The 20,263-nt window shown below is 65.4% G+C and carries 21 protein-coding genes and 3 tRNA genes; 13 read left to right on the forward strand and 11 right to left on the reverse strand.

Going from position 1 to position 20,263, the window contains the following annotated elements; all coding sequences use genetic code 11:
• Nucleotides 1-49: 49 nt before the first annotated feature.
• The 3 genes from AM590_RS15555 (at nt 50) to AM590_RS15560 (ending at nt 2,596) form a co-directional block, all read left to right on the forward strand.
• Nucleotides 50-1,897 carry an FAD-binding protein gene (locus tag AM590_RS15555; protein ID WP_058828275.1) on the forward strand — a complete coding sequence of 616 codons (1,848 nt, stop codon included), beginning with the start codon at nt 50-52 and terminating at the stop codon, nt 1,895-1,897.
• 148 nt (nt 1,898-2,045) lie between these two features.
• A tRNA-OTHER gene (locus AM590_RS20580) sits at nt 2,046-2,143 on the forward strand.
• Nucleotides 2,144-2,377: 234 nt separating this feature from the next.
• Entirely contained in the window at nt 2,378-2,596 is a 219-nt protein-coding gene (locus AM590_RS15560; RefSeq protein WP_008094913.1) for a helix-turn-helix domain-containing protein, read from the forward strand.
• Nucleotides 2,597-2,808: 212 nt separating this feature from the next.
• On the opposite strand, the gene AM590_RS21020 is transcribed toward AM590_RS15560, so the two are convergent.
• Nucleotides 2,809-2,982 carry a hypothetical protein gene (locus AM590_RS21020; protein ID WP_157837697.1) on the reverse strand — a complete coding sequence of 58 codons (174 nt, stop codon included), beginning with the start codon at nt 2,980-2,982 and terminating at the stop codon, nt 2,809-2,811.
• Nucleotides 2,983-3,041: 59 nt separating this feature from the next.
• Between AM590_RS21020 and AM590_RS15565 the strand changes: the two genes are divergently transcribed.
• Nucleotides 3,042-3,461, forward strand: coding sequence for a hypothetical protein (locus tag AM590_RS15565; protein ID WP_004974462.1), 420 nt, complete (start codon nt 3,042-3,044; stop codon nt 3,459-3,461).
• 94 nt (nt 3,462-3,555) lie between these two features.
• On the opposite strand, the gene AM590_RS15570 is transcribed toward AM590_RS15565, so the two are convergent.
• Both AM590_RS15570 and AM590_RS15575 read right to left on the reverse strand, forming a co-directional pair.
• Nucleotides 3,556-3,629, reverse strand: a tRNA-Thr gene (locus AM590_RS15570).
• Between the two features lie 11 nt (nt 3,630-3,640).
• A complete protein-coding gene (locus AM590_RS15575) occupies nt 3,641-4,198 on the reverse strand; it encodes an N-acetyltransferase (RefSeq protein WP_058828276.1) in 558 nt (185 codons plus the stop codon).
• A 328-nt stretch (nt 4,199-4,526) separates the two neighbouring features.
• On the opposite strand from AM590_RS15575, the gene AM590_RS15580 reads away from it, so the two are divergent.
• The 4 genes from AM590_RS15580 to AM590_RS15595 are packed head-to-tail and all read left to right on the forward strand — an operon-like array spanning nt 4,527 to nt 8,443.
• On the forward strand, nt 4,527-5,465 hold the full coding sequence (locus tag AM590_RS15580; RefSeq protein WP_172795825.1) for a branched-chain amino acid ABC transporter permease: 939 nt from the start codon (nt 4,527-4,529) through the stop codon (nt 5,463-5,465).
• Entirely contained in the window at nt 5,462-6,829 is a 1,368-nt protein-coding gene (locus AM590_RS15585; RefSeq protein ID WP_058828278.1) for a branched-chain amino acid ABC transporter permease, read from the forward strand. The genes AM590_RS15580 and AM590_RS15585 overlap by 4 nt, the downstream gene beginning before the upstream one ends.
• Nucleotides 6,822-7,685: an ABC transporter ATP-binding protein gene (locus AM590_RS15590; protein WP_042661757.1), complete on the forward strand. Its 864-nt coding sequence runs from the start codon at nt 6,822-6,824 to the stop codon at nt 7,683-7,685. Before AM590_RS15585 ends, AM590_RS15590 begins: the two co-directional genes overlap by 8 nt.
• The gene (locus tag AM590_RS15595; RefSeq protein WP_058828279.1) at nt 7,682-8,443 is read left to right on the forward strand and encodes an ABC transporter ATP-binding protein; all 762 of its coding nucleotides are present in this window, start codon (nt 7,682-7,684) and stop codon (nt 8,441-8,443) included. Before AM590_RS15590 ends, AM590_RS15595 begins: the two co-directional genes overlap by 4 nt.
• 39 nt (nt 8,444-8,482) lie before the next feature.
• On the opposite strand, the gene AM590_RS15600 is transcribed toward AM590_RS15595, so the two are convergent.
• Entirely contained in the window at nt 8,483-9,643 is a 1,161-nt protein-coding gene (locus AM590_RS15600) for a hypothetical protein (RefSeq protein ID WP_058828280.1), read from the reverse strand.
• A gap of 156 nt (nt 9,644-9,799) precedes the next feature.
• Complete coding sequence (locus tag AM590_RS15605; protein ID WP_042661760.1) at nt 9,800-11,113, reverse strand: ABC transporter substrate-binding protein; 1,314 nt, start codon at nt 11,111-11,113, stop codon at nt 9,800-9,802.
• Nucleotides 11,114-11,299: 186 nt separating this feature from the next.
• On the opposite strand from AM590_RS15605, the gene udk reads away from it, so the two are divergent.
• On the forward strand, nt 11,300-11,995 hold the full coding sequence (gene udk, locus AM590_RS15610; RefSeq protein WP_042661761.1) for a uridine kinase: 696 nt from the start codon (nt 11,300-11,302) through the stop codon (nt 11,993-11,995).
• Nucleotides 11,996-12,031: 36 nt separating this feature from the next.
• Here the strand turns inward: udk and AM590_RS15615 are convergent, their stop codons facing one another.
• Nucleotides 12,032-12,352: a DUF5785 family protein gene (locus AM590_RS15615; protein ID WP_042661762.1), complete on the reverse strand. Its 321-nt coding sequence runs from the start codon at nt 12,350-12,352 to the stop codon at nt 12,032-12,034.
• A 150-nt stretch (nt 12,353-12,502) separates the two neighbouring features.
• Between AM590_RS15615 and AM590_RS15620 the strand changes: the two genes are divergently transcribed.
• Nucleotides 12,503-13,234, forward strand: coding sequence for a GNAT family N-acetyltransferase (locus AM590_RS15620; RefSeq protein WP_042661763.1), 732 nt, complete (start codon nt 12,503-12,505; stop codon nt 13,232-13,234).
• Between the two features lie 199 nt (nt 13,235-13,433).
• Here the strand turns inward: AM590_RS15620 and AM590_RS15625 are convergent.
• From AM590_RS15625 to AM590_RS15645, 5 genes are all read right to left on the reverse strand, one after another.
• Nucleotides 13,434-13,517 (reverse strand) — tRNA-Ser (locus AM590_RS15625).
• 46 nt (nt 13,518-13,563) lie between these two features.
• Nucleotides 13,564-14,319, reverse strand: a complete 756-nt coding sequence (locus AM590_RS15630; protein ID WP_042661764.1) for a hypothetical protein — start codon at nt 14,317-14,319, stop codon at nt 13,564-13,566.
• 96 nt (nt 14,320-14,415) lie between these two features.
• Nucleotides 14,416-15,051: a uracil-DNA glycosylase family protein gene (locus tag AM590_RS15635; protein WP_058828281.1), complete on the reverse strand. Its 636-nt coding sequence runs from the start codon at nt 15,049-15,051 to the stop codon at nt 14,416-14,418.
• 293 nt (nt 15,052-15,344) lie between these two features.
• Nucleotides 15,345-15,662: a hypothetical protein gene (locus tag AM590_RS15640; protein ID WP_058828282.1), complete on the reverse strand. Its 318-nt coding sequence runs from the start codon at nt 15,660-15,662 to the stop codon at nt 15,345-15,347.
• On the reverse strand, nt 15,659-16,699 hold the full coding sequence (locus AM590_RS15645) for an Mrp/NBP35 family ATP-binding protein (protein WP_058828283.1): 1,041 nt from the start codon (nt 16,697-16,699) through the stop codon (nt 15,659-15,661). The genes AM590_RS15640 and AM590_RS15645 overlap by 4 nt, the downstream gene beginning before the upstream one ends.
• Nucleotides 16,700-16,820: 121 nt before the next feature.
• On the opposite strand from AM590_RS15645, the gene AM590_RS15650 reads away from it, so the two are divergent.
• From AM590_RS15650 to AM590_RS15660, 3 genes are all read left to right on the forward strand, one after another.
• Nucleotides 16,821-18,191, forward strand: a complete 1,371-nt coding sequence (locus AM590_RS15650) for a PQQ-binding-like beta-propeller repeat protein (RefSeq protein WP_058828284.1) — start codon at nt 16,821-16,823, stop codon at nt 18,189-18,191.
• Between the two features lie 76 nt (nt 18,192-18,267).
• Entirely contained in the window at nt 18,268-19,230 is a 963-nt protein-coding gene (gene moaA, locus AM590_RS15655) for a GTP 3',8-cyclase MoaA (protein ID WP_058828285.1), read from the forward strand.
• Nucleotides 19,231-19,284: 54 nt separating this feature from the next.
• Nucleotides 19,285-20,178, forward strand: coding sequence for a universal stress protein (locus tag AM590_RS15660; protein ID WP_058828286.1), 894 nt, complete (start codon nt 19,285-19,287; stop codon nt 20,176-20,178).
• Nucleotides 20,179-20,263 lie beyond the last annotated feature (85 nt).

Below are 20,263 nucleotides of genomic sequence, written 5' to 3' on the forward strand. Positions count from 1 at the left end.
CGGTGAAACCCTGAAGTTCGACCAACCCTACGACACACCCAAACACACCATGTACGAACACGACGTTATCGTAGTCGGCGCGGGCGGGGCGGGCCTGCGCGCGGCGATTGCGGCACACGAGGAAGGGGCCGACGTGGCCATCGTGTCGAAGCTCCACCCGGTCCGAAGTCACACGGGCGCGGCGGAGGGCGGCATCAACGCCGCGCTCCGCGAAGGCGACTCGTGGGAGGACCACGCGTACGACACGATGAAGGGCTCGGACTATCTGGCCGACGCGCCGGCGGCCGAGACCCTCTGTAAGGACAGCCCGAAAGAGACCATCAAACTCGAACACTGGGGGATGGCGTTCTCCCGTGACGACGACGGCCGCGTCAGCCAGCGACCGTTCGGTGGGCTCTCGTTCCCACGGACCACTTACGCGGGTGCGGAGACGGGCCACCAGCTGCTCCACACGATGTACGAGCAGCTCGTCAAGCGCGGCATCAAGGTCTACGACGAGTGGCACGTGACCCGGTTGGCCGTCTCCGACGAGGAGAAGCCTGAGGACCGGAACTGCCACGGCATCGTCGCCTACGACGTTCAGACCGGGCAGGTCGAGGGCTTCCGCGCCCGCAACGGCGTCATCCTCGCCACCGGCGGCCTCGGACAGGTCTACGACCACACGACGAACGCGGTCGCCAACACCGGCGACGGCGTCGCGATGGCCTACCGCGCCGGCGCGCCGATGGAGGACATGGAGTTCATCCAGTTCCACCCGACGACGCTCCCCTCGACGGGCGTTCTCATCACCGAGGGCGTCCGCGGCGAGGGCGGCATCCTCTACAACGAGAACGGCGAGCGCTTCATGTTCGAGTACGGCTACGCGAACAACCTCGGCGAACTCGCCTCGCGCGACGTTGTCTCCCGGGCCGAGCTCACGGAGGTCAACGAGGGCCGCGGTATCGAAGACGAGTACGTCCACCTCGACATGCGCCACCTCGGCGAAGAGCGCATCATCGACCGCCTCGAGAACATCGTCCACCTCTCGGAGGACTTCGAGGGCGTCAACCCCCTCGACGCGCCGATGCCGGTCAAGCCCGGCCAGCACTACGCGATGGGCGGCATCGAGACCGACGAGAACGGCGAGACCTGCATCTCCGGCCTCTACGCGGCCGGCGAGTGCGCCTGCGCCTCCGTCCACGGCGGCAACCGTCTCGGCGGCAACGCGCTCCCCGAACTCATCGTCTTCGGCAAGCGCGCCGGTCACCACGCCGCGGGCAAGGACATGGAGGAAGCCAGAATCACGACCGGGAAGGTCGGCGACTACGAGCTCGGCGAGGTCGAGTCGCCGGTCGAACTCGGCGAAGCGGGCATCGGTGAGGACGCCGTCGCCGACGGCGGCACGGCGGCGGACGCGGGCGCGTCCGTCTCCGGAGCGGACCTCGTCCAGCGCGCCGTCGAAGACGAGCGCGAGACCATCGACACCCTCCTGGAGCGAGAAGACGGCATCCAGCAGGCCGAGATTCGCGAGCGCGTCCAGAAGTCGATGACGCGCAACGTGAACGTCTTCCGTGAGGAGTCGGCCCTCAAGGACGCGCTCCGCGACATCCGCGAGGCGCGCGAACTCTATCAGGACGTGTTCGTGGCCGACAAGTCGCGGACGTTCAACACGGACCTGCTCCAGACGCTGGAGACGCGCAACATCCTCGACATCGCGGAGGCCATCACGCTCGGCGCGCTCGCGCGCAACGAGTTCCGCGGTGCCCACTGGCGCAAGGAGTACCAAGAGCGCCGCGACGAGGAGTGGCTCAAGCACACGATGCTCTCGTGGAACGACGGCCGCCCGGAACTCTGGTACAAGCCGGTCATCCTCGAAGGCGAGGACAAGACGTACGAGCCGAAGGTCCGGAGCTACTGAGCCGACCGCGACTCGTCCGAGTCGCAGACGCCCTTTCTTTCGACGCCGCCCCCCGAGCGGCGCACCGACGCGCTCAGCGCGCCGAATCGCGTGACCGCGGCCGGGGCCCACCAACGGCTATTTGCCCGCTCGAACCCTACGTCCGCCCGGAAGGGTGGCTCAGTGGTAGAGCACACCGGCGCAGGCCCTCGCGGTCGGTCCGGTGGTTTTCAATGGCTTCGCGTGGTTCGACTCCCGCCCCTTCCGTCTCGGAACCGCGGGTCGCCGGGCCTCGCCATCCGGTGGTCCACCACCCGGTCCCTTCGACGACAGTCGAAGTTGGGGGCGTCGAACACCGACAATTATCCGATGTACGTTCGTGACGAATACAACGATTCTCTCGAATTCGGGACGTTTGACGCCTCACCCCCGCCCGCGGTTCTTCGACGATTGTTGTAAGAGAGTTTTATTATCGTCGAAGCAAACAGGATGACAACGACCATGCAACAGACGGTTCCGACCATCGAAGTCCCCGGCGAACTCGAATCGCCCTCGGCCAAGCTCGTGTACCTCTATCTCACCACACACGACGGCGCGTCCATCACCGACCTGCAGAACGGGCTGGAGATGAAGAAAATCGCCCTCTACAGCATCCTCAGTACGCTGTCGAAGCGCGGCTTCGTTCGACAGGACGCCGAACGCTACCACGTCGCTCAGTGACGGCTCGGCGAGTCAGTGATTTCTCGGCGACCGCGCCGCCCGTACCTGTGCGCCGTCGCGGACCATATCCTCGCAGTTCGGGCAGACGCGCGGATTCTCCATGCCATCGGGAGTGAAGACTCGGGCGTATGCGGGCGTCACGAACGAACCACAGTTCTGACATTCCGGCATGGTTTCTAGTATCCTCCATGAATATCACATAAGTTTTCTCCCTAGACGAGTGCGAGAAGGAGGCCGACAACGAGGAGCGCGAAGATGAGAAGCGTCACGGCGAGCATGAATTGGTCGGTCGCGTTCATACCGAACACGACGTTCCGGATAAAGATAAAATCCCGTCTCGACGCCGCGTCCCCGCCGCACTCGACGGATTTCTGATTTTCGACCACGATAACGAGGGAGGTAGAACTAAATTCATCGCCTCCGTCGGTCCCGTAACGGTCCTCCAATGGAGTTCGTGTACGCGTTGTCTGGGTTGTTCGCCGGGCTCTTTCTCGGAGCGGTGGCAGTCGTCACTGCGCTCACGTACACGCCCTACGGCGCGTCCCTGTTCGACACCGCGATAACGGCGCTGACCGGTGTCACGCTCCAACTGGGAAACCTCCTGTTCATCTCGGCGCTCACCGCCCTCGCGTTCGAGGGCCTCGCGATGAGCGGCATCCGGTATCCGGTCGTCGTCCCCGCGGCGTTCGCGTACGTGCTCACTCACGTCACGGTCTACTACTCGTGCATCCGCATCACCGACCTCCAGTCGGAGCCGCTTGACCCCGACGTTATCATCAAGCATAATCCGTTTCGGGCGCTCGTCCTCGGCGTGCCGGGGTCGCTTCTCCTCATTCGGGTCCGGCCGCCGGCGAGGCGGAACTGAACCCGTCTCGACGAACCGCGGGCGCGGCTCCGGCTCGCGACGAGGGAACGGGGAGACGTGCGGGAGCGCAGAAAACAGTCGAACCGGCGAAGGAAGCCAGGAGTGGGATTTGAACCCACGAAGTCTCGATTACAAGTCGAGTGCATGAACCGCCCATGCTCTCCTGGCGCGTCTGTCGATTACCGGTCCTCCTTTGAGTGTGTATCGTTTCGCATCGATTTCTCCAGTTCGACGCGGTGCGGCTGGTAGCCGTGCCGCCGATAGAACCGACGGGCGGCGTCGTTGTCCGCCAGCACGTCCAGCGCGACGGTATCAGCGCCGGCCTCTCCGAGTGCGGCCTCCGCCGCCGCTAGTAGCCGCGCGCCGACCCCGGCGTCTCGGTACACCGGGCGGACGAACAGGTTCCGAATCATCCCGCGGGTCGCGTCCTGCTCGTACGCCCCCGCTTCGATGTCGAACATGACGAAGCCGACGATGCCGCCCGTCTCTGCGTCTCCCACGTCCTCCGTGCCGCCTCCGTCGCCTCCGCCGGCCGCTCCGGTCGCGTCGTTCTCCTGTCCCTCGCGGGCGACGAGCACGCCGTCGGCGGCGACGTGTCGCGCCAGCGCCTCCCGTATCGGCGTTCGGTTGGCGTCGGCGCGGAGGTGCGACCCGAACGCCCGCTGGTCCGCGGCAAGTTCCACCCACAGGTCGGCGAGGTCGTCGAGGTCGGAAAACGCCGCCGAACTGACGCGCATGGGTCCTGTCGGGGCTCTATCCGCATTTAAGTGTCGGCGATTCGGACCGAGATCGGGTAATCGCGGCCCTGCGGGGTGCCGAGCGGGGTCAGTAAAGACGACCGATGAAGAAAGATTTATCTATGTTTATCGTCCGCACATATCATGAGGATAGTTATCAATGGGTATTGCCGAAACCTACTCCCGTGGCAGGCAGTTCGCCATCGAGCGTCCGTTCGCGCTCGTCTTGGCGGTCATCGTAGTCATACTTCTCGGTGACTTGCTTCGCGGGTTAGCAACAGGGCAGACGCAGTTTGCCGACATTGGCACGCTGGTCTGGGATGGTCTGATGCGGGGGCTCGTAATCGGCCTCGCGGGCATCGGGTTGTCGATGACGTACAGTATTCTAAACTTCGCTAATTTCTCGCACGGCGACTACATCACAGCGGGGGCCTTCTCGGGGTGGGCAACGACGTACCTCATCGCCGGACTCGGACGCGCCGACATCGGCGCGCTCCTGCTCGTCGGGGCCGGGGGGTCGGTCTACGGCGGGACGCTCGGCATCGGGATGCTCTCGACGCCGCTCGCGGTCGTCGCCGGCATCGTCGTCTCCGGCGCGTTCGCTATCGCGCTGTCGCTCGCGGTCGACCGCACCATCTTCAAACCGATTCGGAACGAGGACGGCATCACCCTTCTCATCACGAGTATCGGCGTCGCGTTCGCGCTGCGTTACCTGATGCAGTTCGTCTTCGGCTCTGACGTGCGCGGGACGACCGCTCAGCCGCCGTCGGTGTCGCTGTACTTCATCGATGGTACGGTCTTCATCAACGCCCACGACATCACGCTTCTCGTGGTCGCCTCGGCCTTGATGCTCGGCGTCCACGTCCTCTTACAGCGGACGAAACTCGGGAAGGCGATGCGCGCGATGGCCGACAACAAGGACCTCGCGCTCATCACCGGCATCTCGACCGAGCGCGTCGTCCGCGCGACGTGGATTATCGGCGGCGGGCTGACCGGCGTCGCGGGGTACATGTTCATCCTCTGGAAAGGGACGCTCGGGTTCAACGACGGGTGGCTCCTCTTGCTTCTCATCTTCGCCGCGGTCATCCTCGGTGGCATCGGCTCCATCTACGGGGCCATCGCCGGTGGCCTCGTCATCGGACTGACGGCGTCGATGTCGGTCCTGTGGATTCCCTCGGCGTTCTCGCGGGCCGCGGCCTTCGTCGTCATGATTGTCATCCTCCTCGTGAAACCGTCCGGGCTGTTCAGCGGGAGGGCGACCGCATGAGCGTCCGCGACGACTTTACCGCCCGCATCCCGGGCGGCGACGCGGGCCTCATCGTGCTGGTTCTCCTCGCGACGTACCTCGCGTACGTCCTCGCGGGGCTCGTCCTCGGATACACGCTCCGCGGACAGCTCAACTCCATCGCGACGCTGACGTTCTACATCGGCGTCTTCGCCATGCTGTCGCTCGCGCTCAACCTCCATTGGGGGTACACCGGGCTGTTCAACATCGGTATTGTCGGCTTCATGGCCGTCGGCGTCTACGTCACGGCCATCGTGACGAAGCCGACGTACGTCGCCGGCGGCGCAGCGCAGGTCGGCGGCCTCGGCCTGCCGCTTTGGGTCGGCATCCTCGCTGGGATGCTCGCGGCCGCGCTCTTGGGACTCGTGGTTGCGCTCCCGGCGCTCCGGTTGCGGGCGGACTACTTGGCTATCGTCACCATCGCCATGTCGGAAATCGTCCGGTTCAGCTTCCTCTCGGGCGAACTCCAGCAGTTCCAGCTGTTCGGTAACCGCGTCGGATTCGGCGGCGGGTCGGGTCTCATCCTCGACTTCGCTCCGCCGCTGGAGGCGCTGCTTCGCGGCGTCGGTCTCTGGAACGGGTATCTCGGCTTCGTCGATGCCTTCCAAGTCCTCGTGCCGAGGAACCCCAAGCCAGTCGTCGACGGCCTCGTCTACGGGCTGTTGCTCCTCGGGTTCGTCGCGGCGTTCTACTGGCTTCTCAAGCGCACCGGCGAATCGCCGTTCGGTCGCGTGCTGAAGGCCATCCGCGAGGACGAGGACGTCGCGAACGCCCTCGGAAAGAACACCGACCGGTTCAAAATCAAGTCGTTCATGCTCGGCTGTGCGCTCATGGGGCTCGCCGGCATCCTCTGGCTCGTCCCGCAGGGCGCGGTGACCCCGAACTTCTTCCGCCCGCGCGTGACGTTCTTTGTCTGGATCGCACTCATCATCGGCGGGGCCGGTTCGAACACGGGGAGCGTCCTCGGCGGCGCCGTCTTCGCGGCGGTGCTCTACCAGGGGCCGCGGTACTTCCAGAACCTCGTGTCGGCGGTGTTCCCCAACCTCGACTCGCCGTCCGGCTTCGGGCAGGCCATCTCGCCGCTCATCTCGCAGTTCGACCCCGTGCCGTTCCTCCTGTACACGGTCGACAGCATCCGGCAGCTCCAACTGGTCGTGATGGGGCTCGTGCTCATCTGGCTGATGCACAACCGGCCGGAGGGGATGCTCGGCTACCGCAAGGAGACGGCGTCCGTCATCCCGCTGTCGCGGCCGAAGTCGATGGCCGCCGACGGCGGCAGCGACGACTCGGTCCGCACCGACGGCGGCGTCGATTCCCCGGCTCAGGGAGGTGAGACCGATGAGTGACGCCGCGGACCAGCCGGTCGAAGACGTAGCAAACAAGGTCGACGAAGGGGCGCTCGGCGCGTTCGCCTCCGGCGTCGAAACGTCGGTCGACTACCCGCTTCAGGTCGAAGGTCTGGAGAAGTCCTTCGGTGGCATCACCGCCGTCGACGGGGCCAGCTTCGAGGTCGAAGCCGGGTCGCTCACGGGTCTCATCGGCCCCAACGGGGCCGGCAAGTCGACGACGTTCAACCTCATCACGGGCATGCTCAAGCCCGACGCCGGCACGGTCACGTTCAACGGCGAGGACATTACCGGCGAGGAGCCGCACGAAATCGCCAATCGGGGGATGGTTCGGACGTTCCAGATCGCCCGCGAACTGAGCGAGATGACCGTCCTCGAGAACATGATGCTGGCGCCGAAACACCAGCGCGGCGAGACGCTGTGGCGCTCCGTCATGCCGGGCGTCCGCGACGACGTCCGCGAACAGGAAGAGGAACTGCTCGAACGCGTCTGGGAGGTGCTCGACTTCTTCGACATCGCCCACATCGCAGAGGAGTACGCGGGTAACCTCTCCGGCGGGCAGCGCAAGCTTCTCGAGATGGCGCGGGCGCTTCTGACCGACCCAGACATGCTGCTCTTGGACGAGCCGTTCGCCGGGGTCAACCCCACACTGGAGAAGAAACTGCTCGAACACGTACACGAACTCCGCGAGCAGGGCTACACGTTCCTGCTCGTCGAACACGACATGGACCTCATCATGAACAACTGTGAACACGTCATCGTCCTCCACCAGGGCTCGGTGCTCACGGAGGGGACGCCGGACGAGATTCGGAGCAACGAAGAGGTCATCGAGGCCTACCTCGGGGGCAACGTATGAGCGTCGACGCCAACACCGACGCGACGAGCGGTGCGGGCGTCGAAGGACGCGACGACGTGCTCCTTCGCGTCCGCGACCTCGACGCCGGCTACGGCGACCTCCAGATTCTCACCGACGTCGACATGGACGTGTTCGACGGCGAGTACGTCACCATCGTCGGGCCGAACGGGGCCGGCAAGTCGACGACGATGAAGTCGGTCTTCGGCCTGACCGCCCACATGGGCGGAACGGTCCAGTTCAAAGACGAGGATATCACCGGGCGTCGACCCGAAGACATCATCCACGTCGGCATCGGCTACGTCCCGCAGAACGACAACATCTTCCCGACGCTGACGGTCGAGGAGAACCTCGAGATGGGCGCGTACATCCTCGACGAGGTGCCACAGGACGCCATGGAGGCGGTCTACGAGCGGTTCCCCATCCTCAGAGAGCGGAAAGACCAGAAGGCGGGTACCATGTCCGGCGGGCAACAGCAGATGCTCGCGATGGGTCGCGCGCTCATGCTCGAACCCGACCTACTGCTCTTGGACGAGCCCTCGGCGGGCCTCGCACCCGACCTCGTCAAGGAGATGTTCGACAAAATCGACGAGATTAACGAGGCCGGCACGGCCATCCTGATGGTCGAACAGAACGCGAAGGAGGCGCTCCGGCGCTGCGACCGCGGCTACGTCCTCGCCAACGGACAGAACCGCTACATGGACACCGGCACCGCGCTTCTCGAAGACGAACAGGTCCGGCAGGACTTCCTCGGCGGATAGTCCGTACCGCCGTCGGGCGGCCGCGGTATTTTTCGGTCGTCAGTCGCAGACGTACTGGAACGACTCGACAGAGAGTCCGCCATCGAGCGTCACCGTCGTGTTCGTGTTCCAGCAGTAACACGCCGCGTAGGCGACCGTCTCCGACCCCACGGGCGTCTCGATGGTCAACTGGTACTTGTCGCCGATTGGAACGTCGAACGCGACGTTCGACTCGCCGGGTGGGACGGTCTGCGTCGTCTCCGAGACGACCGCGTCCTCGGAGCCGGTCCCGTCAGCGTCCGAGTCGCCACCACCGGCGTCCCCGGCGTCGGGTCGGAGGAGCGTCAGGGTCACGTCGCGTTCCGTCTCACCCTCGTTTTTCACGTGAACTGAGGCCCGTTTCGGCCACGCACAGCCGACTCGGATCGAACCGTCTTCCGCGACGAGGACCGCGAGCGTCGGCCACGCCCACTTCTCCGGGATGTGCCACTCGTGGGCCACGGTGCGTCCGTCTTCGGCCTCTACGAACACCTCGTAAGTGCCGTGGGACTTCACGAGCGCCGGCGTCGAAATCTCTCGGTCGGTCGCCGCGTCGAAGGCGTGTTCGAAAAAGCGAGTCCCGTCGTGTTCGATGGCGACGGTGAGCCGAACGTCGTCGTCGCTCCGGTTTCGAATCTTCGCGGTCGGCGGCGCGAAGATGTCCGTCGTGTCCGGAAACGAGTACGGGAGGTCGGCGTCGTCGAGGTCCGGCGTCACGCGCTGCCGCGGTTCGAGGACGGCGTCGGACGTGACGACGAGTTCGAGGTGGCGCGCCTCGTCTGTGACCGTCCACTCGTAGTCGAGCGTCGCACCCGTTTCGAGTTCCGCGACGACGCGGAAGGAACCCTCACCGACGAGGTCGTTCTCGACACTCCGCCCGCGGCCGGGTCCCGCTCCGATGTCGAACGAACCGTCGAAGTGCGTCTCGTCGCCGTCGGTCACTCGGACCGACAGCGTGTGTGACTCGTCGTCCTCGTTGACGACCGAGAGGCCGATGCTGGAGTCCGGCTCCGGTTCCGACGTGTCCGTCTCGGTCGTCGAATCAGTCGGCGAGTCAGTCGTCGCCGTGGTCGTCTGTGGGTTCGCGGGAGTCTCGACCGACTCGTCCGAGTCGCCGAGACAGCCGCCGACGAGCCCGAGGGCCGAGCCGGCGACCGTCGAGAGGAGGGCGCGGCGCTTCATCGACGTACACCTGTCAGCGGTCGTATGAGTGTCTTGTGCCGTCATGGACGCTCGGCGGGAGCGTGGTGGAACTGTGGTGGAGGCGTGACGCGGTGACCGAGCGCGGCCGCTCGTGGCGGCGGCGACGAAAGAAAAGTCGGGCCTGTCGGGTCGGTCTTAGTTCTCCGGGCCGGACAGCGCCGTCTCGATGACCGAGGAGTACGACGACTCGCCGATGTTGAACGCGACCTGATTGTACACTTCGCCGTCGAACGAGTCGCTGAACACGTTCGAGAAGCGCTCCGAGAGCTGCTGGCCGTAGTCGTTGTTGACGTACAGCGTCGAGACCGAACTGACTTCGAGGCGCTCGGCCATGACCTGCGCCATGACGCGGCCCTGCAGGAAGTCGGACGGTGCAGTCCGGAAGATGAAGTCGTTGTCTTCGAGGTTCGAGACGGACAGCGCCGTCGAGGACGGCGAGCAACCGACGATTTCGTTCGGGATGAACGCCTGCTGTGAGACGGGGACGTTCACGCCGGACGACGCGGAGCCACAGACGGACGGGACGCCCGCGGAGACGAGCGACTGCGCGGCGGAGACACCGGCGTCCGGGGACGTTTGGGTGTCTTCGATTTGCGCGTTAACGGAGAGTCCGGCCGGGTTGGCATCGTTGACCTGTATGACCGGAATCTGTGCGGCCTGAATCATCGGCGCACCGACGGCCGCGAGGTCACCAGTTTCGGGCAGGAGGATGCCGACCGACATCTCGCGGTCGGAACCGCCCGGGCCGCTGTCCGCGGACGGGCCGTTCCCGTCGGGGTTCTCGCCGGCGAACGACTGCGTCTCGACGCTCGACGTGGCGTTGTTCTCGGCGTCGAACTCCCAGATGGCGTACGCGGCTTCTGCCGGGTCGCCGTTCTCGTCGAAGTTAACCGACGAGGACGCGCCCTGGTAGTCGATGTCTTCGCCGTTCGCGGCAGCCTCGATACCCTCGACGAGGTTGTCCGGTCCGACGGTCATTCCGCCGGGGTTCGCCATCCGGCGCATCTGGTCTTTGATGGCCGGACCGGAGTTCTCGCCGGCCGCAGCGTTCGAGAGCAGTTGAATCGCGACCGAGTCGTACGTCTGCGACGTGAAGACGCCAGGTGCAGAGCCGTATTCGTCCTGGAACAGCTGGTTGAACGTGTCTTGGTTCGGACCGCCGGCCGCCGGGGCCGTCCCGGTGACGTTCTCCATGTCGTTGCCGACCTGTCCGGGCATCGACCCAGAGCGCATTCCGTCGGGCACGAGTATCTCCTCGCTCCCGTCGGACGCGCTGTAGTAGTCACGGAACAGTTGAATACCACTTTCGGGGTAGCCGATGACGACGAGCCCTTCGGGACCGCCGCCACCGCCACCGCCACCGATGCATCCGGATAAGCCAGTCAAGCCTGCCGCGCCCGCGGCTCCCACTCCCTTGAGGAAGTCGCGGCGTACGATATCACGTACCATGTGAAAGGCAATGGCAACTCCTACTTATAAAACTTACTCCCTACGTTTGAAAAGCCATGATAATTGCGACCGACGGCGGTGCGAGAATCGGCTGTGTGAGAACGTCAGACATCGTGTTTTATATACGACCGCGCCGAAGCCGGTGAACCGCTGCGTTCAAACCCGTTCGCGGGCGTCTTTGGAACAATGACTATCCCGTCGTTCGTTATCGGTATCGCGGGGGGGAGCGGTGCCGGCAAGACCACCGTGGCCCGACTCATCACGGAGAACGTCGGCGAGTCCGTGACGCGGATTCCGATTGATAACTACTACAAAGACCAGAGTCACTTGGAGATGGACGAACGCGAGCAGGTGAACTACGACCACCCCTCGGCGTTTGAGTGGGGCCTCCTGTACGAACAGCTCTCGGAGCTACTGGAGGGGAGAGCCGTCGAGATGCCGCAGTACGACTTCGAGATACACAACCGGAAACCCGAGCGGAACACCGTCGAACCGACCGACGTCATCATCCTCGAAGGGATTCTCGCGCTCTACGACGAGGACGTAAACGAGATGCTCGACCTCCGACTCTACGTCGAGACTGACGCCGACGTTCGCATCCTCCGGCGCATCCAGCGCGACGCTATCGACCGCGGACGCGACCTGCAGGGCGTCATCGACCAGTACCTCTCGACGGTCAAGCCGATGCACGAGCAGTTCATCGAGCCGACGAAGAAACACGCGGACCTCATCATTCCCGAGGGAGCCAACAGCGTCGCCGTCACGCTGCTCGAAGAGAAAGTCCAAGCGGAAGTCGAAGGCGACGAGACGCGCACCTGGGAGCGCGACGCTATCGAACGGAAAGTCCAAGAGCGGACCTCGTCCCGCGGGCCCGACAACTAACGCGGCGTCGCGGGTCGAAAATCGGGGTCTCGAAGCTTACGCCTTCTTGCCGGTGACGAACTGCGCTGCGCCCTCGTAGAACCAGAAGTCGTTTTCGCGCATCGCCTTGCCGACTGCCTTGTGCAGTTCGATGAAGTCCCCGAACTCCTCGCCTTCGACGTGCTCGAAGATGTCCGCGAGCGAGACAACGCGTTCGTAGTCGAGTCGGATGGGGTGGTCGCCGAACTCCTCGACGAACTCCGCTTTGTTCAGCGGGAAGTCCTCGTCTTCGTTGACCTTCTTCGCGATGACTGCCTGGCCGTACTTGCGTCCGCCTTCGCTCCCCTCTTCGCCGTCCGGGTCGTGTGGCCAATCCATACCCGAGTGTTGGCAGGCCGATTCAAAGCCGTTACGCATTTGTGGGGATTTGTCACGCGGAACGTCGCGGTCGAGCCGCCTCGTCTACTCGTGCCGTTTGCTACCGATGAACAAGAAATATACGCGTGGCACGCCATCGTTCTTGGAGTCATGCGAGCGACCGAGCGCCCGACGTTCGAATCCGAGGCCAGCAAGCTGATTTACGAGTACGTCGAGCGGCATGGCACCGCCAAGCGAAACGTCCTCCTCGACGTTGCGCCCGTCTCGTCCGACGAGTTCAGAACCGAACTGGAGCGGCTGAAATCCCGCGGTTATCTCCAAGAAGACGGCGGCACGCTCCAGTTGGCGCTCGACGTGGGCGCTATCGAGGAACACGAGACCGACGCGGGAATCGTCACCATCCGACCGGGTCGCCAGCGGGACTTCGAGGGCCTCGTCGACGCGATTCGCGACGTGACCTCCGAAGAGACGTACGTCGTCGCCGAGACAATCGCCGAGCAACTCCTCTACGACGAGGCGGTCACGCGCCACAACCGGGTGGAGTCTCGGGTGTTCTTCGTGGCCACTATCGGCGAGGAGGTCGTCGGCTGGACGCACCTCGAACTCCCGCAGGTGTCGCGCATCCGCGAGACCGCCCAGCAGACCGTCGGCGTCAAGGAGGACTACCGCGGGTTGGGCATCGGGAGCCTCCTGCTTCGTCGCGGCCTCGACTGGGCCGAAGCCAACGGTTTCCGGAAGGTGTACAACAGCGTTCCGATGACGAACGACCGCGCGCTGGAGTTCCTCGGCGACCACGGCTGGGAGACCGAAGCGATTCGCAGGGACCACTACACCATCGGCGACGAGCACGTCGACGAAGTGATGATGGCGTACCAGTTCTGAGCGGGTTGTGGGCGGTGGGTCGCTTTTTGCGGGGTCGTTGGTGTCGCTTAGCGAGGGTGCGGTGGGACTGGGATTTAAACCCCACTCGCTCCGCTCACGTCGTTCGCTCCGCTCGCTGCTTCAAATCCCAGTCCGTCTCCGATTTCCACTCACAGAGCCGCGCAGATGCCACTGCGCGGCGTAGGATTCGTGGAAAATGCGGTGGGACTGGGATTTGAACCCAGGATTCCGTGAGGAAACCTGCTTTCAAGGCAGGCGCGTTAGGCCACTCCGCCATCCCACCTTCGCACGACAGTTTTGCGTCGGATACCTAAGTGTTGTCGCTTCGCTCAGTCGCGGACGAGTTCCAACACGCCGTCCGTCGATTCGACTCGAAGCCCCTTCTCGAAGACGAACGTCGTCGTGTGCTCGGGGACGAGGCGCTCGGATTCGACCCGGGAGCGGAGCATCGGGACGACCGTGGCGAGGTCCGCGCCGGTTTCGAGGACGGGAAGCATCGGGACGTAGTCGAGGCCGTGGCCCGCGTCGTCGGCGCGCTCGGCGAGCGTCTCGACTTCCGGCTCCGCGTAGGCGTCGGTGAAGTCGATGGGGTCGAGGAAGCCCGAGAAGTAGACGCGCCCTTCCGTCGAGGGCCCGAGGACGACCGGCGTGCTCCGGAGTTTCATCGCCGCGCTGTCGATGTGGGTGCGCCCGAGAAGCGGCGCGACCGGGCGGACGACGGCGACCGAGTGGACCTCCTCCTCGTTGAGGAGATGCGAGACGGTGTTGCCCGCGCGGGCGGAGAACGACGACCCGACCTGCGGTTCGAACCGCGCGTCGTCGGTGCCGCCGAGGGCGTCGGCGACGACGCTCCGAATCTCGGCCTCCGAGTCGTGGTCCCCGGCGAACTCGTCGGGGATGTCGTCCTCGGTGCGGTAGTTGACGAGGAGGTCGCCGCCCGACCGCTCGACGGCGATACAGACGTCTTTGAGCATCGCGGCGTAGAGCTCCGCGGCTTCGGCTTCGGTGAGCGGACTCGTCTCCGCGAGTTCCGAAAGCACCAGTCCCGGCCGCGGCGGTTCGGCGAGTACGGCGATGACCGTCATACCCTCCCCTCGCGCCGGGGAACCCTTGAACCCGCCGCTTGTGGCCCGGCGAATCGGAGGCCGGCGAAGACTGGACCCTCCGCGTACCGCCCCGTCTCAGCGACTCTGCCGACCCTTCGTCTGTCGGTAGTCTCGGCCGAACACCGACTCGCGGACGTGTTCGACGAACGCCTCGGCGTCGGCGTCGGTCAGGCGCTCCGGCTCCTTCATCGGGACGAGTTCGAAGCCGCGGCCGCGGATGGTCGTCGCGTGCTCCGCGTCCACGTCGAAGCTGTCGGCCGCGCGCGTGGTGTAGTCAAACGCGAGCGCCTCCAGCGCGGCCTGCCCGACGGGGACGATGATGTGCGGGTTTATCATCCGAATCTCCGCGTTCAGGTAGGGTTCGCAGGTCGCGACTTCGTTATCGGTCGGCCCGCGGTCGGGGTGGCGACAGCGCGTGAGATACGTGAAAAAGACGTTCTGCACGTCCGGCTCCTCGGCGTCAGGCTCGGACCGGACGAACCCGAGGTCGCCAAGAATGTGCTGGACGCGCTCGCCAGCCTCGTCGCCGGTGAAGGGGACGCCCGTCCGCTCCGCGGCCCCGGTCGGAGCCTCGCCGACGAACAGGAACTCCGCGCCCACGTCGCCGTAGCCGTGGACGACCTGCTCGCGCGTCTCGCAGAGCGCCGAGCAGTTCGTGCAGTCGGTGTCCATCGAGAAGGGGTTCCGGAACTGGCGTTGGTGTGCGTCCACACCCACGAATTCGGCTCCGGGACCAAAACCCGCCCGGTCCGCGCAGATAATCGAGTCGCACCCTCGCTGACGGGGGGCAGCCGAGTCGGCGAGTGCGTGGTGAAAGTAAACACGGGGCGAACAGGCGGAGACGTGTGTAAAGACGGCGCAGTCGCTCGAACCGCGGAATCGAGAAAAGCGGAAGTGAATCGACTGGCGTCGGTTGTGGGTCGGTTGCGGGTCGGTTGCGGGTCGGTTGCGGGTCGGTTGCGAGGCGGGGGAGAGGCACGAAGCGGGCGGTCGGGGGAGTCAGCTCAGCGGTCGATGCCGCCCTGCGCCTTGATGTCCATGATGTGGCGGACGTTCAGGTAAATCTCCTCGGGCGAGGTGTCGCCGTCGGGGTCGTAGAGGTCGCTGACGCGGTAGAGGATGGCCGACACCTGCCGGCTCTCGGAGGACTCGCCGTAGATGTCGTCGGCGATTTCGCGGAGGAACGCGACGCGCTCTGGGTCCGCGGGGAAGTCGGCGTCCGAGTCTGGAGCCATCTCCCAGTCGACCTCCTCGGAGTCCGCGCCGGGGGCGGCGTCCGCATCGGCGTCCCCGCCCGCGTCGGGCCGTCCGTCGTCGCTCATCGCTCGCTGACGGTCCGCCGCTGGACAACGCCGACCATGTCGGCGATGTTCTCGGTCATCACGCGGAACGCGTCGGCGGTCTCGTCGTCGTCTTCGAGGACGATGGGCTTGCCGCCGTCGCCGCCCTCGCGGACGGCCGGGTCGAGCGGGAGCGCCCCGAGGAACGGCAGGTCGTTCGACGCGGCGAACTCGCGGCCGCCGCCCGCGCCGAAGATGTCGTGGCGGTTCCCGCAGTCGGGACACCGGAACGTGCTCATGTTCTCGACGATGCCGAGGACGTTCGTGTCGTGCTTGCCGAACATCCGAAGCCCCTTGTTGGCGTCGTCGAGGGCGACGTTCTGCGGGGTCGTGACGATGACTGCGCCCGTGAGCGGGAGCGTCTGGAGGATGGACAGTTGGGTGTCTCCCGTGCCCGGCGGGAGGTCGAGGACGAGGTAGTCGAGGCTGCCCCACTCCACGTCCTCGACGAGCTGCGTGAGAAGTTGGTGGACCATCGGGCCGCGCCAGATGACCGGGTCGTCGTCGCCGACGAGGAAGGCCATCGACATGAGTTTCATCCCGTACTTCTCGGGCGGGACGATGGTCTGGTCTTGGGTCGCCTGCGGCGCTTCCTCGGCGGCGACCATCCGCGGGACGTTCGGCCCGTAGATGTCGGCGTCGAACAGGCCGACGCGCGCGCCGAGTTTCGAGAGGCCCGCCGCGAGGTTCACGGCGACCGTCGACTTCCCGACGCCGCCCTTCCCGGAGGCGACGGCGATGATGTTCTTCACGCCGGGGAGGACCTCCTCGTCGGGGTCGCGGTCGCTCGGAATCTTGGCGGTGAGGTCGGCCTCTAGTCCGTCCTCGGCGAGGACCTCGCGGATTCGACGGCCGATGTCCGTCTCCGCCGGGGAGTACGGGGCACCGAGCGCGAGCGAGATGCGGGCGGTGTCGCCGTCGACCTCGACGGCGTTCACGAGCCCGAGCGAGACGATATCGTCTCCGAGGTCTGGGTCCTCGACCGCACGCAAGCGGTCGCGTACGTCGGCTTCGTCCATGTCCGTCACTCCGGCGGTGCGGCCGATAAGAGTTTTGTAAGGCCCAGTCGGGAATGGCGACCGAGACAGTCCCGACGGCCGCACCCGAAGACGTTTAAATCCTGTCTGGGACCAAACATTAGTGCCCTCCACTCACGGTCCCTGTGCCGGCGGCCAAGCCCTCTCCAGACGACGACTCCTCGCGGCGCTCGGAACCGGCGCGACGGTTTCACTCGCGGGGTGTTCGGCGACGAATCGTCGCACGACTGTCACCGGGTCGTGGCAGACGCGCGGCTACGACCCTGCTCGTACTGGCGCACCTGAAGACGTATCTGGACCAGAGCCACCACTTGACCGGCGGTGGAAAGCCGACTTCGTCGGTGACTGGAACCAAACCTCACCAATCGTCGTCGGCGACACCGTCTACCTCGGGTCGATGACCGGGGGGATGTCGGGGAGAGAAGCCGAAACCTATCTCAACGCCTTCGACGCCAGTACTGGGGAGGTTCGGTGGACGCGGTCCATAGAGCAACACACCCCGAAATACAACAGTTCGTACGCTGACTCCCTCACCGCTAGTGACGACGGCCTCTTCATCCAGACGTTCCGTGGCCTCCGCGCGCTTGACTTCGACGGCACCGAACGATGGACGTTCGAGAACACGGGTCCTCGGTTTCTCGCAGACATCTGCCACCCGGCGGTCGTCGACGGCGTCGTGTACACCGGAACCTATGGGTCGACACGAGTTCGGGGTGACGGCGACGAGTACCGCGGCTCAGAAGGACTGTTCGCTCTCGACGCCGCAGACGGGAGTCTCCTGTGGAAGTACAAGCCGGACGAGTACGCGACCGACCTGACGTTCAGTCCGACTGTCGCCGATGGAACGGTCTATCTCTGCTTTCTCGGACGCGCTCTCGTCGCGCTCGACACCGCCGACGGCGAGGTGCAGTGGACGAGAGCGGTTCCTGCGGACACACCCGCAACCGTGCGAAACGGAACGGCGTACGTCGCAACGCAAGTCTTCCACGAGCGTGACGACACGTACGAGTACAGACTGTACGCGTTAGACGCCGAGACCGGCGAGACGGTCTGGGACCGACCTGTCGGTGGTGCGTGGTCGTCACGGGGTATCTCACACGACGGGTCTGCGCTCTACCTCTCGAGTGACCACCACCTGGTTTCGCTCGACGCCGAGACCGGTGAGCCGCGGTGGCGTGCCTTCAGCGATGCGAGCGACTGGTCCGAGATTGGGTGGTTCGACGATGACCACGCACCGATTGCCGGGTGGGGTGTCCCCGTCGTTATCGACGATGTGGTCTATGCGGGCGACGGCGAGTACGGAACACTCGTCGCGCTCGAGAGTGACACGGGCGAACCCCTCGATGCCGCACCGCACCGACGATGGGGCGCGAGCGGCACAGAAGGCTCGCCTGCAGTCGCAGACGGTGTGGCGTTCTACACGACACCGCACTTCCTCCACGCCGTCGATACGAACGCCTTCGAGTTCTGGTGAGTGGTAACCGATATCAGTTACTCCGATCCAGTCATCGACAGCGAATTTATCAACGTACACTCCCAGGATTCGGTATATGGTGCTGGTGGACGACTTTGGCCGCGAGGTAACCGGCGTTCGAATCTCTCTGACCGACCGGTGTAACTTCGACTGCGTCTACTGCCACAACGAGGGCTTGGGCGACACGCGCGGGCCGATGGACCCCGCTGACGAGGAGATGAGCGCCGATGACGTGGTCCGTTTTCTCGAAGTCGTCGAGGAGTACGGCGTCGAGAAAGTGAAGTTCACCGGCGGGGAGCCGATGCTCCGCGCGGACCTCGAAGAGATTATCCGCCGGACGCCCGACTCGATGGAGACCTCGCTCACCACGAACGGGACGTTCCTCGGCGACCGCGCCGAGGACCTCGTCGCGGCCGGACTCGACCGCGTGAACGTCTCGCAGGACGCCCTCGACCCCGAGGCGTTCGCCCAAATCACGAAGTCCGGCGCGTACGACAAGGTGATGGAGGGCGTCAAGGCCGCGGTCGACGCCGGTCTCACGCCCGTGAAGCTCAACATGGTCGTGTTCACGAAGACCGCGGGCCACGTCGAGGAGATGGTCGAGTACGTCGCCGAAAACGAGGGGCTACAGCTCCAGCTCATCCAGTACATGCCCGAACTGACGGGGCGCCCGGAGTGGAACATCGACATCGAGCGCGTCCACCGGTGGCTGGCCGACCTCGCCGACGAGGTCGAGGTTCGCGACATGCATCACCGACGCCGCTACTACGTCGGCGAGGGGATGGTCGAAATCGTCGACCCCGTGGAGAACCCCGAGTTCTGCGCCAACTGCCATCGCGTGCGCGTAACACACCAAGGCTACCTCAAGGGCTGTCTCAACCGCAACGACGACCTCCGTCCGATGGGCGAGATGACGCGGGAGGAAATCCGCGAGACGTTCGAGGCGGTCGTCGCCAACCGCGTGCCGTACTACGGCGAGTACCTCGTCCGCGACGACGACGACGGCTGGACCATCAACGAAGAGTACATCGGGGCCTGAGCGCCGGTCGCCCCGACGCGCGAGCTTTTGTCCTCTGACGACTTTTCGGAGCCCATGACTGTCACCGTCGAGCGGGTGGTCCTCGCGACGGACGGAAGCGCCCCCGCGGCGACCGCCGCGGCCCACGCGCTGTTTCTCGCCCGCGTCCTCGACGCGTCGCTCCACGTCGTCTCCGCGACCGGGACGCCGCCGGCCGCTGCCGAGACCGTTGAGACCGCCGAGCCGTCCGTAAGCGCCGCCTTCGAAGCGGAGGAGGCCGTCGGAACGGTCGTCCGCCGTGCGCTCCTCGCGGAGGTCCGAACGACCTCGGAAGTCGCCGACGGTCCGGCAGCGGCCGTCGTGGAGCGCGCCGTCGGCGAGGGAGACCTACTCGTCCTCGGACGGCACGGACAGACCGGTTCCGGCCAGTTTCTCGTCGGGTCGGTCGCGGAGCGACTTCTCGACGCGCCGCCGGTCCCGACGCTCGCGGTTCCGGCGGCGGCCACCGAGCCGAACTACCGGACGGTTGCGCTTCTCGCGGACGGCGAGTCGTCGGCGGGGTCGGTCGCGCCGCTCGCCCGCCGTATCGCCGCGGCGACCCGCGCGACGCTCCAACCGCTCGCCATCGTAGACGGTCGCGATGCCGCAATCGCGTCGCCGGAGAACCTCCGAGCGCTCGAAACCGAAGCGCGAGCCCGACTGAACGACGTCGTCGCCGCGGCCGCGAGAGACGCCGTGGAATCCGGAGGAACCGTCCAAACCGGCGAGCCCGCGGCCGAACTGCTGGCACACGTCGAACGGGTGGGGGCCGACGCGGTTGTCCTCGGTGTCGCGGGGGCCGGCGGCGGAACCCGGCGAACCCGGCGCACGGAACACCGCGCCGGCGGGGTCGTCGCCAGTCGAGTCGTCCGCCACGCAGGAGTTCCGGTTCTCGTCGTCCCGAGCGGGAGTAACGGTGCAAAACGCTGAACTAGTTTTTAGAAGTTCCATTCAATTTATACGTCCCCACTACTCAGGGTAGCGTGTTGATTGTACGTTCAGTCAGCCGCCGTTC

Origin of the sequence: Haloferax sp. Q22, assembly GCF_001482285.1 — an archaeon.
Lineage (GTDB): Archaea > Halobacteriota > Halobacteria > Halobacteriales > Haloferacaceae > Haloferax.

Bases quoted from the DNA above. Each gene is read 5' to 3' on its own strand.
- AM590_RS15620 (WP_042661763.1), top strand. From the start codon at position 12,503: ATGCGAGCGACCGAGCGCCCGACGTTCGAATCCGAGGCCAGCAAGCTG.
- AM590_RS15585 (WP_058828278.1), top strand. From the start codon at position 5,462: ATGAGCGTCCGCGACGACTTTACCGCCCGCATCCCGGGCGGCGACGCG.
- moaA (WP_058828285.1), top strand. From the start codon at position 18,268: ATGGTGCTGGTGGACGACTTTGGCCGCGAGGTAACCGGCGTTCGAATC.
- AM590_RS15560 (WP_008094913.1), top strand. From the start codon at position 2,378: ATGCAACAGACGGTTCCGACCATCGAAGTCCCCGGCGAACTCGAATCG.
- AM590_RS15605 (WP_042661760.1), bottom strand. From the start codon at position 11,113: ATGGTACGTGATATCGTACGCCGCGACTTCCTCAAGGGAGTGGGAGCC.
- AM590_RS15580 (WP_172795825.1), top strand. From the start codon at position 4,527: ATGCGGGGGCTCGTAATCGGCCTCGCGGGCATCGGGTTGTCGATGACG.
- AM590_RS15595 (WP_058828279.1), top strand. From the start codon at position 7,682: ATGAGCGTCGACGCCAACACCGACGCGACGAGCGGTGCGGGCGTCGAA.
- AM590_RS15590 (WP_042661757.1), top strand. From the start codon at position 6,822: ATGAGTGACGCCGCGGACCAGCCGGTCGAAGACGTAGCAAACAAGGTC.
- AM590_RS15615 (WP_042661762.1), bottom strand. From the start codon at position 12,352: ATGGATTGGCCACACGACCCGGACGGCGAAGAGGGGAGCGAAGGCGGA.
- AM590_RS15575 (WP_058828276.1), bottom strand. From the start codon at position 4,198: ATGCGCGTCAGTTCGGCGGCGTTTTCCGACCTCGACGACCTCGCCGAC.
- AM590_RS15660 (WP_058828286.1), top strand. From the start codon at position 19,285: ATGACTGTCACCGTCGAGCGGGTGGTCCTCGCGACGGACGGAAGCGCC.
- AM590_RS15600 (WP_058828280.1), bottom strand. From the start codon at position 9,643: ATGAAGCGCCGCGCCCTCCTCTCGACGGTCGCCGGCTCGGCCCTCGGG.
- AM590_RS15640 (WP_058828282.1), bottom strand. From the start codon at position 15,662: ATGAGCGACGACGGACGGCCCGACGCGGGCGGGGACGCCGATGCGGAC.
- AM590_RS15565 (WP_004974462.1), top strand. From the start codon at position 3,042: ATGGAGTTCGTGTACGCGTTGTCTGGGTTGTTCGCCGGGCTCTTTCTC.
- AM590_RS15555 (WP_058828275.1), top strand. From the start codon at position 50: ATGTACGAACACGACGTTATCGTAGTCGGCGCGGGCGGGGCGGGCCTG.
- udk (WP_042661761.1), top strand. From the start codon at position 11,300: ATGACTATCCCGTCGTTCGTTATCGGTATCGCGGGGGGGAGCGGTGCC.
- AM590_RS15645 (WP_058828283.1), bottom strand. From the start codon at position 16,699: ATGGACGAAGCCGACGTACGCGACCGCTTGCGTGCGGTCGAGGACCCA.
- AM590_RS15630 (WP_042661764.1), bottom strand. From the start codon at position 14,319: ATGACGGTCATCGCCGTACTCGCCGAACCGCCGCGGCCGGGACTGGTG.